Source organism: Acinetobacter sp. GW821-FHT01C12 (genome assembly GCF_059422625.1).
Genome location: NZ_JBWKXD010000003.1, coordinates 431969 through 448006, shown reverse-complemented (window position 1 = coordinate 448006; position 16038 = coordinate 431969). Strand labels below are relative to the sequence as shown.

Annotated in this window: 13 protein-coding genes and 1 tRNA gene; 7 read left to right on the top strand and 7 right to left on the bottom strand. The window is 36.7% G+C overall.

Annotated features, from left to right (window positions below):
* Position 1: 1 nt before the first annotated feature.
* The 3 genes from AC07WY_RS11275 to AC07WY_RS11265 all read right to left on the bottom strand — a co-directional run bounded on the left by AC07WY_RS11275 (position 2) and on the right by AC07WY_RS11265 (position 4212).
* Positions 2–694 carry a DNA-binding response regulator PmrA gene (locus tag AC07WY_RS11275; RefSeq protein ID WP_056514455.1) on the bottom strand — a complete coding sequence of 231 codons (693 nt, stop codon included), beginning with the start codon at positions 692–694 and terminating at the stop codon, positions 2–4.
* 17 nt (positions 695–711) lie between these two features.
* Complete coding sequence (locus AC07WY_RS11270; RefSeq protein ID WP_494736383.1) at positions 712–2373, bottom strand: phosphoethanolamine transferase; 1662 nt, start codon at positions 2371–2373, stop codon at positions 712–714.
* A 585-nt stretch (positions 2374–2958) separates the two neighbouring features.
* Complete coding sequence (locus AC07WY_RS11265; protein WP_494736382.1) at positions 2959–4212, bottom strand: MFS transporter; 1254 nt, start codon at positions 4210–4212, stop codon at positions 2959–2961.
* Positions 4213–4365: 153 nt separating this feature from the next.
* Between AC07WY_RS11265 and AC07WY_RS11260 the strand changes: the two genes are divergently transcribed.
* The 4 genes from AC07WY_RS11260 (at position 4366) to AC07WY_RS11245 (ending at position 7449) form a co-directional block, all read left to right on the top strand.
* Positions 4366–4992 (top strand): 1-acyl-sn-glycerol-3-phosphate acyltransferase, encoded by a 627-nt coding sequence (locus AC07WY_RS11260; protein ID WP_034616143.1) that lies wholly within the window; start codon positions 4366–4368, stop codon positions 4990–4992.
* A gap of 61 nt (positions 4993–5053) precedes the next feature.
* Entirely contained in the window at positions 5054–5971 is a 918-nt protein-coding gene (locus AC07WY_RS11255) for a patatin-like phospholipase family protein (protein ID WP_004819500.1), read from the top strand.
* A 138-nt stretch (positions 5972–6109) separates the two neighbouring features.
* Positions 6110–6571 carry an NfeD family protein gene (locus AC07WY_RS11250; protein WP_004819499.1) on the top strand — a complete coding sequence of 154 codons (462 nt, stop codon included), beginning with the start codon at positions 6110–6112 and terminating at the stop codon, positions 6569–6571.
* A 26-nt stretch (positions 6572–6597) separates the two neighbouring features.
* Positions 6598–7449: an SPFH domain-containing protein gene (locus tag AC07WY_RS11245; protein ID WP_004722624.1), complete on the top strand. Its 852-nt coding sequence runs from the start codon at positions 6598–6600 to the stop codon at positions 7447–7449.
* Positions 7450–7967: 518 nt separating this feature from the next.
* Here AC07WY_RS11245 and AC07WY_RS11240 read toward each other — a convergent pair.
* From AC07WY_RS11240 to prpF, 3 genes are all read right to left on the bottom strand, one after another.
* Positions 7968–8879 carry a polyprenyl synthetase family protein gene (locus tag AC07WY_RS11240; RefSeq protein ID WP_004819495.1) on the bottom strand — a complete coding sequence of 304 codons (912 nt, stop codon included), beginning with the start codon at positions 8877–8879 and terminating at the stop codon, positions 7968–7970.
* Between the two features lie 148 nt (positions 8880–9027).
* Complete coding sequence (locus AC07WY_RS11235; RefSeq protein ID WP_262085232.1) at positions 9028–9987, bottom strand: sensor domain-containing diguanylate cyclase; 960 nt, start codon at positions 9985–9987, stop codon at positions 9028–9030.
* A 258-nt stretch (positions 9988–10245) separates the two neighbouring features.
* The gene (gene prpF / locus AC07WY_RS11230; protein WP_494736381.1) at positions 10246–11433 is read right to left on the bottom strand and encodes a 2-methylaconitate cis-trans isomerase PrpF; all 1188 of its coding nucleotides are present in this window, start codon (positions 11431–11433) and stop codon (positions 10246–10248) included.
* 317 nt (positions 11434–11750) lie between these two features.
* Between prpF and AC07WY_RS11225 the strand changes: the two genes are divergently transcribed.
* The 3 genes from AC07WY_RS11225 (at position 11751) to AC07WY_RS11215 (ending at position 15184) form a co-directional block, all read left to right on the top strand.
* On the top strand, positions 11751–13121 hold the full coding sequence (locus tag AC07WY_RS11225) for an amino acid permease (RefSeq protein WP_034616126.1): 1371 nt from the start codon (positions 11751–11753) through the stop codon (positions 13119–13121).
* 72 nt (positions 13122–13193) lie between these two features.
* Positions 13194–13266 (top strand) — tRNA-Arg (locus AC07WY_RS11220).
* Between the two features lie 409 nt (positions 13267–13675).
* Positions 13676–15184 carry a long-chain fatty acid transporter gene (locus AC07WY_RS11215; protein ID WP_262085230.1) on the top strand — a complete coding sequence of 503 codons (1509 nt, stop codon included), beginning with the start codon at positions 13676–13678 and terminating at the stop codon, positions 15182–15184.
* Between the two features lie 64 nt (positions 15185–15248).
* Here the strand turns inward: AC07WY_RS11215 and AC07WY_RS11210 are convergent, their stop codons facing one another.
* Positions 15249–15863 carry a carbonic anhydrase gene (locus AC07WY_RS11210; RefSeq protein WP_004722639.1) on the bottom strand — a complete coding sequence of 205 codons (615 nt, stop codon included), beginning with the start codon at positions 15861–15863 and terminating at the stop codon, positions 15249–15251.
* Positions 15864–16038 lie beyond the last annotated feature (175 nt).

Here is a 16038-nt window from a genome sequence, read left to right as displayed (position 1 = left end):
ATCATTCCGCTTTTTGTGGTTGCCCCAAACGATAACCTAACCCACGAATTGTACGAATAATATCTTTACCCAATTTCGATCGGATATGGTGTACATAGACTTCAATTGTATTGCTGTTGATTTCGCTATCAAAAGCATACAATTTATCTTCTAAATTAGACTTAGAAAATATTTTATTGGGATGGGTCATTAACGGAATGAGAATCGCCCATTCACGATTTGAAAGCTCCACCGTTTCACCTTTTAGTGTTGCGATATGCTGTTCAACATCTAAAACAATTTCACCATTTTTTAACAGATTTGAAGCACTTCCAGTTACTTCTTTCGCTGTATCACCTGTACGACGTAATAAAGCATGGATACGAGCCACCAGTTCATCGAACTCATAAGGCTTAATCAAATAATCATCTGCTCCTTGATTTAAACCTTCAACACGATTTTGTAATTGGTCACGTGCTGAAATAATCAGCACAGGTAAGCTTGAACGTTGACGAATTTGCTTTAAGACCTGCATCCCATCCATCATGGGCAAGCCTAAATCAAGTAAGACCAAATCAAATTGTTTCTCAGAAATAAGCTTTAGGCCATCCAAACCATTATTTACCCATTCCACATCAAAGCCTTGATATTTCAATAACGTTTTAGATGATTCTGCAATCATAAAATCATCTTCTATCATCAAAATTTTGGTCATGGTTTATATCCTTTCAATCAGCTTCGTACAGCACACTGGTGCAACATATTATTTTTTTGATCTATAACTTGAGTTTGGACATTTAGCAAACTCAAAAGACTTGGAAATAAATTATCTTGACTCAATGTTGCCCCTTTTTGTTGATTTAAACAATTGATTTGTTTTGCAGCAACAGATTTCCACGCATCTGAGAACCACATCAGCATAGGTACATGGGTTTGTTGAGTAGGCGCAATCGCATAAGGTGCACCATGTAAATACATACCACGTTCACCAGTAGACTCACCATGGTCAGATAAATACCAAAACCCTGCACGATAGTTTTCTTGTTGTTTTAAAGTTTCAATCAATTGATTCAAAATATGATCTGTATAGACAATCGAATTATCATAGGTATTAATCAATTCAGTCGATGAACACCCTTGTATTGCATTGGTTTCACAAGTTGGTTTGAACTTTTTAAATTCATCTGGTGCGCGTTTATAATATGCAGGCCCATGACTTCCCATTTGATGTAATACGATCAAATGTGGTTGCTTATCATCTTTTGGTAATTGACTTAAATATAGGTTTAAGCTATCTACCAAAATACCATCTTGGCATTCGCCACCTTGACACCATTTTTTCTCTAAATCTTGAGGGATAACAAATTTCTCAACACGATCACAAGTCCCTTTGCAACCCGAGTTATTATCAATCCATGTCACCTTATAGCCTGCTCGTTGTGCGATATCCAGCAAACCTTCTCGATGACTGGCAAGTTGCTCATCATAATCTTTACGCGGCATGCCTGAGAACATACATGGAACTGAAACTGCTGTTGCAGTACCACAAGAGCTGACTTGAGAAAAATTAATTAGCCCGATCTGTTTTGACAATTCAGGATTGGTATTCTTTGTATAACCATTTAATGAAAAGCTTTCTGCACGTGCGGTTTCACCGACCACCAAAACCATCAGTTTAGGTTTATGTTGTAAAGCAACATCATCGACTAAATGTGCATCTTCACCATAACGAATCAAAGGTAAATTCTTTTTCGGTGCTTTTTTATGGAAATAAGACAGTGTTGAAGCCACTGTATTTTGCGGAGAAATCATACCTTTTAAATCACGATGCTCACGAAATATAGCAGCATAATCCACATAGAAAACAAATAATAATGCTGCTATAACAGCGAAAGAGCCTGCGATATTTAAGCTTTTAAATAACAGTATTTTGCCAATTTTTTCTGGTTTAATTTTTATCCATAGAATAAGAATGATGGGTAAAACAACAAATCCCAATGTCCAGATAAAAAATTGCAAAGAAAGTAAGTCTGACACTTCACTAGGATCTGTTTGCACCATATTCTGAATTTGATCAGGCGAAATCACCACACCCAATGAATTGACAAAATAAGCACTAAAACCACCAATAAAGACCAAGACAATTGCAAAAAATTTTGCTGTCCATTTCCAGTCTAAAATTTGTAATAACAGATTATATAAAGCAATCAGTACAAAACCTGTCGCAATCAGAAAGAGTTGTGCTTTGATTCCCTGATAAGGCGTTAGAGACTGAACCTTATTTAAAAAACTAAAATTTAGGCACAAGCCTAACCACACTGCGACAATAAAATTAAAAGCAGTCAGGGAAATGGAGACTTCACGTCGTTTTATACGCTGTATTAAATTAGACATTACTTTGGCAATACTCTTTTCAATGGTGTTAAGTTAAAAAATGAAGCTTAAACTGAACTTAAAAAGCACTTTCCCAAGCGTATTGCACCACTGATCTTAATTGTAATCGCCTTTCTATTTCTCATAATCTGAGAAAATTAAAATCAAATAAAGCATCCACAAAAAAAATGAGTATTATTTTATAGCCCGTAGATTATAATACTGCTTATTCCATTCAAAACAATTCATTTAAAGTTAATAATTTGGAGCTAAAGTTATTCTAAATCCAACAAAAGAATAATACACGAATTGATTTCTATACGTAAAAAAATGACGAAAAAGTAATTTATTATTTTCCAATCAATGTAAAACATATCAAACTTTTATTAAAAAATAAGGGTAAAATCACATTAAATCAAAGAGATTCATGTATTAAGTCAAACCGCACTAATCAAACAATTTATTTTACATCATGACAATATATTATAATCTTAACTATTCCTAAGAAAAATTATTTAATCTATTTCATTCGATCAAAAAACTCCTAATTATCGCACCACATACTCAATAGTAATTATACTCATTATCAAACCCAAGCTCACAATATTATGTATACTGTTTATTTTTAATCCAATACATAATCGGGATTAGGCAAAAAACACCAATCACTAAAATCAAACTTAAAAAATTCAAATATCCCAATTGATCGCCAATCACGCCACTTAATGTATACAGTAACCCACTGATTGTTGCCATAACAGAGACCTGAAAAGTGAAATCTGTACCTGCATGTTCATGACGACTATATTGCATCACTAAAGTTAAGATCACGACTAGAAGCATTGCAGCACACATATCTTCTAAAGCGTTGATCAAATAAATTAACCACGGCGCTACAAAGTACGATTGTTCATATTGAGCTGCTAACCATACAAATCCAGCTAAACTGATCAATTTCAAAATAGAAAATAAGATTAAGGCTTGGTGGCGCTTTAGTTTTTTTAGCAATAAACTGGCCAAACCTGCACCGAATAATGCAGAAAATGCCCCCAACATAGTAATATAAATGCCGATTTGAGAAAGACTTAAGTTAAGATCAACCAACAAAGGCTTGGTAATGGGACCGGTAAAGCCATCGGTTATTTTGATGGTACAAAGCACAAAGAACCATGTTCTTAGTTTTTTATTGACAAAGAAATAAGTTAAATAAGTTTTAAATTTTTCAATAAAGTGCTTTGCAGCTTCATTCCGTAGATGTGGTGAAACAGTGTTTTTCAAGTGTTCTGGTTCTTGATAAAACCAAATAGGAATTGTATTTAAAGCCACAATGCCTGCCAAAATCAAAAATGTATTTTGCCAACTTAGCCAGTCCATTGCCCATAAAATTGCCCCGCCTCCGACAATAAATCCTAAACGAGAACCAATGACTTGAAACATATTCCCGATATGTTGCTGATCTCCTTTTAAAATACTCACCGCTAAACCATCCGTCGCGATATCTTGGGTTGCACCAATACTGTTCATACAGAGCAACGCCATAAAAAACAATAATAAATAAATCGGTTCATTCAGAGATTGAATCGGTAAAAAAGATAAGATGCTCAGGATAGCGATGGTTAAAACTTGGGTTGGAATAATCCAACTTCGATAATGGCCTTTGGAACGATGTCCAAAGCTATCCACAAGAGGCGCCCATAAAATTTTAATTGCCCAAGGCGCCATGAGTAATCCAAAGCCACCGATATGGGCCAAAGACACCCCTTGTGAACGTAAAATCACTGGTAAAGCATGGGTCATAAAACCTACAGGTAAACCTTGCGCCCAATACAGTGAAAATAACAACAAATAGGTGTTTCGCATGTAATCTAAGCTCGAACGATGTCAATATAAATGGGCCTATTAGATCTTGTATGTATTGCTTTAATCTACGAATTTTGTAATATTTGCATTTTGCAGATAGTTACTATTAAGCAAAAACTAAAATCAATACAAGAGCAGTCATATAAAAATACAATGTCACAAAACTTTCCGATCATACCAGATCAAGTACCCCAACGTGGTACAAGCACCAGTCGTAACATCTTTAAAAACCTTTACTTAGTTCAAGGCTGGGGATTTGAAGGTGAATTTCCCAACTTACCCAAAGCAGTGGTATTTATTGCACCACATACTTCAAATTATGATGGTTTATATGCTTTCCTCGCCATGTTAGGTATTGGTGTTAAAGTCACAATTTTTGGCAAAGATAGCTTGTTTAAACCACCACTCAAAGCACTTTTTGAATGGATTGGCGTGATTCCTGTGCATCGAGATTCACCGCATGGACTGACTCAACAGATTGTTAAGGTTATACAACAACAAGATAAAATTTGGATTGCAATCGCACCTGAAGGTACCCGGAAAAAAGCTGAAAAAATTAAAAGTGGTTTTTATCATATTGCAATGGGTGCCAATATACCGATTGCAATTTTTTCGCTCGATTACGAGAAAAAGCGCATTCACTGTTTGGGCACATTGCAACCTACTGGAGATTATGAGCAAGATTTAGCAGAAATTTTATCGCGTTTTAAAGGTAACTTTTCACCTAAAAGGCCTAAATTATTATCGATTCCTTTACAAAAACTATTGAAAAATGGCTAGAAAAAACAGAGACAATCTGTTCAGATGTGCAACATATATTTTGATCAAAAGTAATACCCCCATGCGTTTTAAACAACTCGGTTTTATAGGCTTATTGGGTCTAGCCCTTGTTGGCTGTGACAAAACCACCAAAACACCAACTCAGACCACGGCAATTAAAGCACGTGAGCCTGTTATTGCGATTGCTTTAGGTGGCGGTGGTGCAAAAGGTTTCGCTCATATTGGTGTACTCAAGGTTTTAGAATCCCATGGAATCAAACCTAAAATTGTGACTGGAACCAGTGCTGGAAGTTTTGTCGGCAGTATCTATGCCAGCGGTAAAACACCCTATCAAATGCAGCAAATTGCACAGCAACTAAAAGAATCTGATCTGCGTGATTTAACCTTAAATAGCCAAGGTATTGTTCTTGGTCAAAAACTACAAGATTATGTCAATCGCAATGTTGCCAATAAACCGATTGAACAATTTCCAATCCGTTTTGCAGCAGTTGCCACACGCTTAGACAATGGTAAAAAAGCAGAATTTATTAAAGGGAATGCAGGACAAGCAGTTCGCGCTTCTTGCAGCATTCCCAATGTCTTTGTACCCGCAACCATTGGCAATACCAAATATGTTGATGGCGGTTTAGTTAGCCCAATTCCAGTACAGACTGCACGTGATATGGGGGCAGATATCGTGATTGCAGTCGATATTTCTGCACGTCCAAGTGGTAGTCAACCGATGAATATGTGGGGCTTATTGGATCAAACCATTAATATCATGGGACAACAAAGTATTAACAATGAGTTGGCTCAGGCTAATATCGTGATTCAACCTAAAGTTGGGCACTTAGGTACACTCGATCTTAAGTCCAGTAACCAAGCGATTTTAGAAGGTGAAAAAGCAGCCCAAGGCAAAATCATCGCCATTCAAACCGCAATCAATAACTTTAAGAAAACACCTGCTGCATTAAAACCTGCACCACGAGCAAAATTTTAATAGCGCAATAGGGTTCATATCATCAAGCATGATTGAAAACGAGAATAATCACGTTTTTATATGCATCACTTAAATGATCTGCTACATTGATATAGATGATCCGTCATCTATATCAATGATAATCACTAGAGTAGATGTATGAACTTTATTTTTGAACCGTGGCATTGGTTTGTACTTGGCATATTGCTGATTCTATCTGAACTGGTGCTACCAGCGTTTGCTGCTTTATGGTTTGGTATCGCTGCAGTTGTGGTCAGTATTTTGTTGTGGTTATTTCCAAGTATGAGTTTCACCCTGCAAGTCGTATGCTGGATTATCTTATCCATCATTTGTACTGTGGCGTGGTTTAAATTCATTAAACCTCTATCTGTAGATAAAACCAAAGCTGGGCTTTCTCGTGAAGCAACCATTGGTCAAACGGGTATGGTCATTCAAATTGGGCTCAGCCATGATCAAATTCGTGTTCGTTTTCCAATGCCTGTTTTGGGTTCTGATGAATGGAATTGCCGTACTTTATCACCTGTACAAGTAGGTGACCGTGTACGTGTGACTGATATTTTAGGTAATGATTTAGTGGTACAACTACATTCATCATCTTAATAATGAAGAATAAAGAGGAAAATTAAATGGGTTTTGGTTCTATTGTTGTTTTAGTCTTATTTCTGTTTGTGGCTGTGACCATTTTCAAAGGCGTACGTATTGTTCCTCAGGGTTATAAATGGATCGTACAACGTTTAGGTAAATATCACACCACACTAAGTCCAGGTTTAAACTTCGTCATTCCTTATGTGGATGAAGTGGCTTATAAAGTCACCACCAAAGATATTGTTTTAGATATCCCATCACAAGAAGTCATCACCCGTGATAACGCGGTATTGGTGATGAATGCTGTGGCTTATATCAATTTAACCACACCAGAAAAAGCGGTGTATGGTATTGAAAACTACACTTGGGCAATTCAAAATTTGGTACAAACTTCACTCCGTTCAATCGTCGGTGAAATGGATCTAGATGATGCATTGTCATCACGTGATCATATCAAAGCAAAATTAAAAGCGGCGATTTCTGATGATATCTCAGACTGGGGTATCACACTAAAAACCGTGGAAATTCAAGACATTCAACCATCACACACCATGCAATCAGCGATGGAAGCCCAAGCTGCTGCGGAACGTCAACGTCGTGCAACTGTGACCAAAGCAGATGGTGAAAAACAGGCTGCTATTTTAGAAGCGGATGGACGTTTAGAAGCCTCTCGCCGTGATGCGGAAGCTCAGGTTGTATTGGCTGAATCTTCACAGCGTGCCATTGAAATGGTGACCTCTGCTGTGGGTGATAAAGAAATCCCTGTTGCCTACTTACTCGGTGAGCAATATGTCAAAGCAATGCAAGACATGGCCAAATCAAATAATGCCAAAACTGTTGTGCTCCCAGCAGATATTATGAATACTATTCGTGGTGTGATGGGTAGAAACTAATTTTTGCAATTTTAAAAACGTTCAAAAATAGGCAGCCGATCGGTTGCCTATTTTTTATTTTTAAAAATCCCGCTTAAGTTTTAAGGCTGAACAATTGTCCGTTTTTCCGTCATCTATAGTTAAATTTCGCGCTACTTAAAATTCACTCTTTGCATCAGCATTCGAGATTTAAAGATCGATATTAAAATGAAATTATATAAACTACAGATAGATGAAGATTTTGAAGATGATGGGCTTTGCTCTATTACCTTTTGGTTTGAGGATGACCCACCGAGATATAGCACTATGTCGGGATGAACTAGAATGTCCAAACAGTATTTATATTGAATATACTGATCAAATATATGGATTTGAAACCAGAGACATCGAATATTCATTTGAGAATGGACGATTAACTCTAAAGCTGTTGGTTAATTCGTTCAGATGGAATAATTCCAGTGATGTTGAAATTTATATTCCCGAGACAGAAATTGACTCAGTGACATTCATCATGAAAAAAATATTTGATCTCAATTAAATTAACTTTTTCTTGCCAACAAAAATTGCGAAATTTGGTTCAATTCCTGTGCATCCTCACCAAAATACGCTAAAGCTTTAAATGCCTGGTCATGTAATTGTTGCGCATAAATTTTGGCATTTTCTAAGCCCATTAAGGCAGGATAGGTTGACTTATCTACTTGTTGGTCTTTGCCCGCAGTTTTGCCCAAAGATTCAGTATCAGACACCACATCTAAAATATCATCTTGCACTTGAAATGCTAAACCAATCGCTTGACCATATTGACGCAATTGTGGAATGGCTTGATCTGTACCCGAAAAAACTGTCACTGCAGACAACATAATTGCAGCTTGGATTAAAGCCCCTGTTTTATTGCGATGGATATTTTCTAACTGTGCTTGATCAACATGTTTGCCTTCAGCCTGTAAATCTAAAACCTGACCACATACCATTTTTGAACTTGCTGTGGCTAAAATTTGCATCTGTTTAAGAATAATACCCTGTTCAACAGCTTGACCCTGATCGAATAGACGGCTTCCTAATACCTCAAATGCCATCGATTGCAAAATATCACCAGCTAATAGCGCTGTATCTTCACCAAAAGCCACATGACAGGTTGGCTGACCGCGACGTAACAAGTCATTGTCCATACATGGCAAGTCATCATGTGCCAATGAATAGCAATGAATAAACTCAATCGCAACCGCAGCTCTACGCACGGCTGCAAAATTCGGATTATTTTGTTTTAATTGTGCAGTTGCATAACTTAAAGCAGGTCTAACTCGTTTTCCACCTAACATCACCGTATGATGCACTGCAGATTTTAATGGCTCTGGCAATGAAAAAGCATCTAAAGCAGCTTGTAAATCTTGCTGAATTTGCACTTGCGCTCGTTTTAAAATTTCTGCATTAACATTGGGAATAGAAGTCACATCTGCCTCGGTTTGTACGAATCGCTAAAACTAAAATCAGTAGTTTTAGATACATTGGTAAATTGGGTGAGTCAGAACATTCTACTATGAGTCACTATAATTCTCATCCTTTAATTCCAATGCAATCATTTGAATAAGTGCAAGGCATCTATATTTCATTTTTTAATAAAAACAGTGAGTTTCGGCCTTTTTCTTTGGCAGAACGTACTGCAAACTCTAATTTTTGTAAGACATCCACCTCAGTTGGCTGATTGTGTGGATCTAAATGATAAATTCCGATAGATGCAGTAAGATATTCATTATTACTACCAAACAATATCTTTTCATTGGTGACTGCAAATTTAAGCCGTTCCGCAAGCGTCACCACTGCCCACTCGGTCAGATGTTCAATCACAATAACAAAGCTTGCTGAATTTAAGCGAAAAATTTCTGCTTCTTCAGTTTGAGCAATCGCTTCATTTAATACAGAACCGAGCTGTATTAGAACCTCATCACCTGCAGTATAGCTATTGAGTTGATTAAATCGTTTAAAATTATCCAAATCAATTTTAAGAAAAGACAAATGCGAGTCACGACTTTTTTGCCAGACTTTATTTAAGTAATGCTCAAAAGCAAAAGCATTCTGCAAACCTGTGACAAAATCTAAATAGAGATGATCGTGCAATTTTTTATTATTTTGCAAAAGCACATTTTCACGACGCTTCAAACGCGTTATATCCGAGCATACGACTACGACTGTTTCAATCTCATCATACTGGTTACGTATTGCTTTAAAATAAGAAAGGTAAAATTTTCCTTTGACGTAGAATTCTTGTTCAAAATAATTCTTATTTTTTGAGAAATAACGCATTGCCTCATTAAAATGTGCATAAACAACGGTCGAAAATGTATTGAGTAACTTATCAAACAAGTACAGCGCATCACTTTCATAAATATCAGCAAATTTTTGATTTACCCCTAAAAACCGCGCTTCCTGATCAAATAAAGCGATGGGTAAAGGAATTTGTGAAATAAAAGAAACCAGATGCAATTTATCGATATCTTGTAAATATTCAAAAACATTGATGTCTTCAAGGCTATCTCGTAGTTTTTTAGACTCTTGTTCCATACGCCACCTCGAAGCCAATAAATTTTTAATCTATTGAAATCAGCATTCAATGTATTAATTTTTACAACAGCAAATTATCAAAATTGCTATCAAATAAAGTAAGTATGATAAAATACTGTAACTATTTTGCCATACACAATACAAAATTAGTACTTTTATTGATATAAATCACAAAAAAATAAACCTTGCGAATGCAAGGTTCTAAAAATTTCAACGATCAAATCATTTAAAATGCTATTTGAAAGCACATCAAAAAGATTAAAAACTATCTGCTGGCACTCGAACCCAGCCCTCCATCAATACACGTGCACTACGACTCATGATGGCTTTCTTAACAACCCATTGTCCTTTTTCATTTAGCGCTTGTGCACCCACACGAAGTGTTCCAGATGGATGTCCAAAGCGTACCGCTTCCCGTTCACCGCCTCCAGCAGCCAAATTCACCAAGGTATTTGGAATTGCTGCAGCTGTTCCAATCGCGACCGCAGCTGTTCCCATCATGGCATGATGTAATTTACCCATTGATAATGCACGCACCAATAAATCTGTATCGGTTTCACTCACTTGTTTACCACTAGAAGAGGTATAGCTTTTAGGTTTGGATACAAATGCCACTTTTGGGGTATGTTGACGATTAGCCGCTTCACTAATGTCTCGGATTAAACCCATTTTTACCGCACCATAAGCACGGATTTTTTCAAAACGCGCTAATGCTGCTACATCACTATTAATATCGTCTTGTAATTCAGTTCCTTTGTATCCAATCTCTTCGGCATTTAAGAAAATTGTAGGAATACCTGCATTGATCAAAGTTGCTTGAAATGTACCAATTTCAGGAACCTCTAAGTTGTCTACAACATTTCCTGTAGGGAACATTGCTCCACCATCTTCCCCGTCATCAGCAGGATCTAAAAATTCAATTTGGACTTCTGCCGCTGGAAAAGTGACACCATCCAATTCAAAATCACCCGTTTCTTGAACTTGTCCCTGAGTAATAGGCACATGGGCAATAATTGTTTTATGAATATTGGCTTGCCAAATACGAACTGTACAAATACCATTTTCCGGAATCCGATCAGCTGCAACCAAACCATTACTGATTGCAAATGAACCGACAGCAGCTGTTAAATTACCGCAGTTGCCACTCCAGTCTACAAATGCTTTATCAATAGACACTTGCCCAAACAGATAGTCAACATCATGATTTGGTTGTGAACTCTTGGCTAAAATAACTGTTTTACTGGTACTTGAAGTCGCCCCGCCCATCCCATCAATCTGTTTTCCATAAGGATCTGGACTACCGATCACACGGAGTAATAACTGATCACGGGCTTGTCCTGCTATTTGTGAACGTTCAGGCAAATCATCGAGTTTAAAGAAGACACCTTTACTGGTACCACCACGCATATAGGTTGCTGGGATTTTGATTTGAGGTGCAGCGCTCATTTTATCGTATTCCTTTCAATTCTCTTTGTTGTATCAAATAATGAATCTTCATTCAGTTTTATACTACCCTTTTTTTGAGTAAAATACTGACGGATTGACTTAAGTATTAAATAAATCTTGTCATAAAGCTTAAATATTAGACAGATTCAGCTTGCTGTTAAAATTTATAATTAAGCTTATTTCATTGAAAATGAATAAAAAAATTAAATGTATTATTTTTTGACTTCACAGTTCCATTCCATACATCTATCGCATACTAGGCTAAAAGTAACCAATCTATTACAATAATTAAATTCGCATAAACAGAGTTGTACACATTGAGCAACGAGTCTACACAATTACAGCGTGGGCTTAAGAATCGTCATATCCAATTGATTGCCATGGGCGGTGCAATTGGTACAGGATTATTCTTAGGTTCAGCACATGTGATCGAAAAAGCTGGGCCATCCATTATTTTGGGTTATGCCATTGGTGGTTTGATCGTTTTTTTAATTATGCGTCAGCTTGGGGAAATGATAGTACATGAACCCGTGGCTGGTTCTTTTAGCCATTTTGCCAATAAATATTGGGGTAAATTTCCTGGTTTTTTAACTGGTTGGAACTATTGGATGTTGTACATCCTAGTTGCAATGACAGAATTAACTGCGGTCGGCAAATACATCAATTATTGGTGGCCTGAAATTCCAAACTGGGTGTCTGTACTGTTTTTCTTCGTTGTGATTACACTGGTCAACTTAGGAAATGTGAAATTTTACGGTGAATCCGAATTTTGGTTATCCATCATTAAAGTCACTGCTATTGTTGCAATGATTGTATTTGGTATTTATTTGGTTCTTACCGCAGATGTAAGTTCGGGGATCGCTTTTTCAAACTTATGGTCTCATGGTGGCTTTTTTCCAAATGGATTTGACGGCTTATTCTATATGCTGGCTTTCCTTATGTTTGGTTTTGGCGGTATTGAATTAGTTGGTATGGCCGCGGCCGAAGCCAAAGACCCAGAAAAAACCATTCCTAAAGCGATTAATCAAGTTGTGCCACGTATTCTTATTTTTTACGTAGGTTCGATGATTATTCTGTTGTCTTTGGTGCCTTGGAACCAGTTAAATTTTGGTGGTTTAGATAAAAGTCCATTCGTTATGGTCTTTAGTATGATTGGGATTGCATGGGCAGCTCATCTGGTTAACTTTATTATCTTAACTGCTGCATTATCTGTTTATAACAGTGGGATGTATGCCAATAGCCGTATGCTTTATGGCTTAGCAAAACAAGGCAATGCACCTAAAATTTTTACCAAAACCAATAAGCATGGTGTACCAATTCCATCAGTATTACTTTCTGCATTTTTAATTTTGGGTTGTGTACCTTTAAATTATTATTTACCAGAAGATGCTTTAAGTCATTTGATGTATGTGGTGGTTGGTGCTTTAGTTTTAAACTGGTTAATGATTACACTCACGCATTTGAAGTTTAAGCGTGCTCTACGTTTGACCAATCAAACCAGTAAATACCCTGCACTTTGGGCGCCTGTTAGTAATTTTGTGGTGATTATTTTTATTGGTATTGTTTTATATATCATGTGGGATCAAGGATTTAAAGAATCCGTGTTGATGATTCCTGTATGGATTACCTTGATGTTAGTCCTGTTTGATATTTTAAATCCAAATGAAATAAAGACTGAAGAAAAATAAATCTAACACAAAGCTATTATTTCGATAATAGCTTTTTTTTCATATGCATATACGGTAAATTATTTGCTTATTGTGCCCTTAGCTTAACTGGATAGAGCAGTTGCCTCCTAAGCGACAGACGTGGGTTCAAGTCCCGCAGGGCGCACAATTGAACAAGAATAAAAAATGAATTTCTCTCTTTACAAAAATTTAATATTGAGCCACTTCTATTGCCGAATAAACTCAGCTTTATTTTGACCATCTGGTTATATTTTACGCATCCCATCAAGTCCCCCCAATATCTATATTTTATTATTTTCAGTTTAATTTTTTTCAATATCTCTATAAATAATCTCATCTTTATATTTTTTTCTAAATTCTCTCTCTGCAAACTAAACTACATAGTTCATTTTTTTTTTACTAATTCACCCTCTAGAGTATTTACTCTTATTTTTTATATGTTATTTTGTAAATAGAAGTAACTTTGAGTTGTATATTTAAGTATCAAAATTATTTCTCATTCAAAACTTAAGTACTTCAAAGTATTCATTTTATTATATTAGGGAAAAATTAAAATGAAATTAAAACATTTATCAATCGCGATAATTGCTGCAAGTTTGCCAATGACTGGTGTTTTTGCCGCAGCAATGGATCGCTCAGGCCAATCTATTTCGGCATTCCTTCAACCTAATAATTATTTTGAAGCTGGTATTTCAGTTTTAGATCCAACTGTTGAAGGTCGAGAAGCAGGAGATACGCCTAAACCATATCGTGAAATCAATGATATGGGAGATGATTATTATTTTCCATCTGCTGCTATTAAATTACAACTAACAGATCAAGTTTCATTTGGTCTTTTATATGACCAACCCTTTGGCGCAGATGCAGCATATTCAGGTCAAAACGCTTTCGTTTCAACTGATCACGATACCGTATTACCTCCAGAAAGATTAACTGCACTTCGTAATAGTACAATCGACTCTACATTTGCTGGAATGAATTCACAACAACGTGTTGGCTTAGTATTACAAGGACAAGGTGTTGACTTAACCACACCAGCTGGTCAAGAGGCACTGCGACAATCCTTAACTAAATATAGCACTGACGCTACCTATAAAGCGGGTATTGATGCTGTAGTGAAAAACGGTATTACAGGTAGAGTTGATCAAGGCATTAAGGCCGCGAATGACACACTGGGTAAAGGTAATACCAAAGTTGAAGTAGATACCCAAAATATTTCAATGATTTTTGGTTTTCAACCCATCGCTAACTTAAACTTCTATGGTGGTGGTGTTTATCAAACCATTAAAGGGAATGTTAGTCTGCGTGGTCAAGCATATAGTTTATATAATGGCTATGATGCAAACATCAAAGAAACTGGCGGTGTGGGCTGGTTAGCGGGTGCTGCGTATCAGATTCCAGAAATTGCATTAAAAGCATCAGTAACTTATCGTTCTGAAATCGATCATGATGTGAATATCAATGAATCGATTCCTACACTTGGTGCATTGACATTACTTGGTGAATCTGGCGCTGCTGCGGCAAAAGCAATTGCGGCTGCCAATGGTAAAACGACGATTACAACGCCACAGTCTGTTAACATCGATTTACAAACGGGAATCATGGCAAATACAGTCGCTTTTGCGAATCTTCGTTGGGTAAATTGGAAAGACTTTTCAATCCAACCATTAAAATTCGGTAAAGTTTCTCAAACGATTGGTGGTTTAGTTGGCCGTCCAAATGGATTTAATTTGGTTGAATACTCGGACGATCAATATACAGTGACTGCAGGTGTTGGTCGTAAAATCAATGACCAATGGGCAGGTAACGTTTCAGTAGGTTGGGACTCAGGTGCTGGTAATCCAGTTTCAACTTTAGGTCCAACAGAAGGTTATTGGAATGTGGGCTTAGGTGTTCAATATAGCCCTACACCAGCAACATTTATCGCTGGTGGTGTTAAATACTTCTGGTTAGGTGATGCAAAAGCACAAACAGGTGCTCAAGCAGGTGGTGACAGTTATGTCGCAGAGTTTAAAGATAACAACGCTATCGCTTATGGTTTAAAAATTGGTTATAGATTCTAAGAATCTATACTGATAAAAAAATCCCACTTTAAGTGGGATTTTTTTATGTTGGCAATTTCAAACATTAAAAATCATAAAAAGAAACTTCACCCGTCTCCAAAGAATATTCAGCACCAACGACTTTTAATTTACCTTTGGCAATCAAGTTTTCTAATACAGCTGAACCATGGCGTAATTGATTAACTGAAGCAAAAACATTTGATTTTACTGCATGCATTGATAGCTTTTCTAAGTCATCTTTCAACTCAGTTTGCATTAAAATTTCAACTGAAGGACGAACACGATTTACAATTGACATAAGATTTGCAGAAGGTGGTGTATTCGGGTTCTTCAGCGCTTCAATCGTTGAATGAATCGCACCACAATGACTATGACCTAAAACAACAACCAAGGGACAGCCAAAACTATCTGCGGCAAATTCAACACTTCCCACTTGCGACGGCGCAACAATATTACCTGCAACACGAATCACAAATAAATCACCGAAACCTTGGTCAAAAACCATTTCTGCTGGAACACGAGAGTCTGAACAACCTAAAATAATGGCAAATGGCTCTTGGCTGTCCATCATTTCAGATCGTTGCTGATGCGTCAAAAATTTAGTCAGATTGGTTTCACCATGTGCAAAACGTTCATTACCCTGTTTTAATCGTTCTAAAGCTTCTTGAGCAGTTAGCATGTCCTTTGTTCCATTGTGTGGAGAGTGTGATTATTTTAATGCCGCAAAATGTGAAAGTCACTGACTAAAAATAAACTCTGTTACAATTTTTGTTATGAAGCGGTTAATGGCCTAAATTTTAAAAATATATAGATATAATTCACAGTTTAATTAAAATTGTTTAACCAAAATACAA

Coding starts and splice junctions, on each gene's coding strand:
- AC07WY_RS11270 (WP_494736383.1), bottom strand. CDS start 2,373: ATGTCTAATTTAATACAGCGTATAAAACGACGTGAAGTCTCCATTTCC.
- AC07WY_RS11265 (WP_494736382.1), bottom strand. CDS start 4,212: ATGCGAAACACCTATTTGTTGTTATTTTCACTGTATTGGGCGCAAGGT.
- AC07WY_RS11215 (WP_262085230.1), top strand. CDS start 13,676: ATGAAATTAAAACATTTATCAATCGCGATAATTGCTGCAAGTTTGCCA.
- AC07WY_RS11260 (WP_034616143.1), top strand. CDS start 4,366: ATGTCACAAAACTTTCCGATCATACCAGATCAAGTACCCCAACGTGGT.
- AC07WY_RS11250 (WP_004819499.1), top strand. CDS start 6,110: ATGAACTTTATTTTTGAACCGTGGCATTGGTTTGTACTTGGCATATTG.
- AC07WY_RS11245 (WP_004722624.1), top strand. CDS start 6,598: ATGGGTTTTGGTTCTATTGTTGTTTTAGTCTTATTTCTGTTTGTGGCT.
- AC07WY_RS11275 (WP_056514455.1), bottom strand. CDS start 694: ATGACCAAAATTTTGATGATAGAAGATGATTTTATGATTGCAGAATCA.
- AC07WY_RS11255 (WP_004819500.1), top strand. CDS start 5,054: ATGCGTTTTAAACAACTCGGTTTTATAGGCTTATTGGGTCTAGCCCTT.
- prpF (WP_494736381.1), bottom strand. CDS start 11,433: ATGAGCGCTGCACCTCAAATCAAAATCCCAGCAACCTATATGCGTGGT.
- AC07WY_RS11210 (WP_004722639.1), bottom strand. CDS start 15,863: ATGCTAACTGCTCAAGAAGCTTTAGAACGATTAAAACAGGGTAATGAA.
- AC07WY_RS11235 (WP_262085232.1), bottom strand. CDS start 9,987: ATGGAACAAGAGTCTAAAAAACTACGAGATAGCCTTGAAGACATCAAT.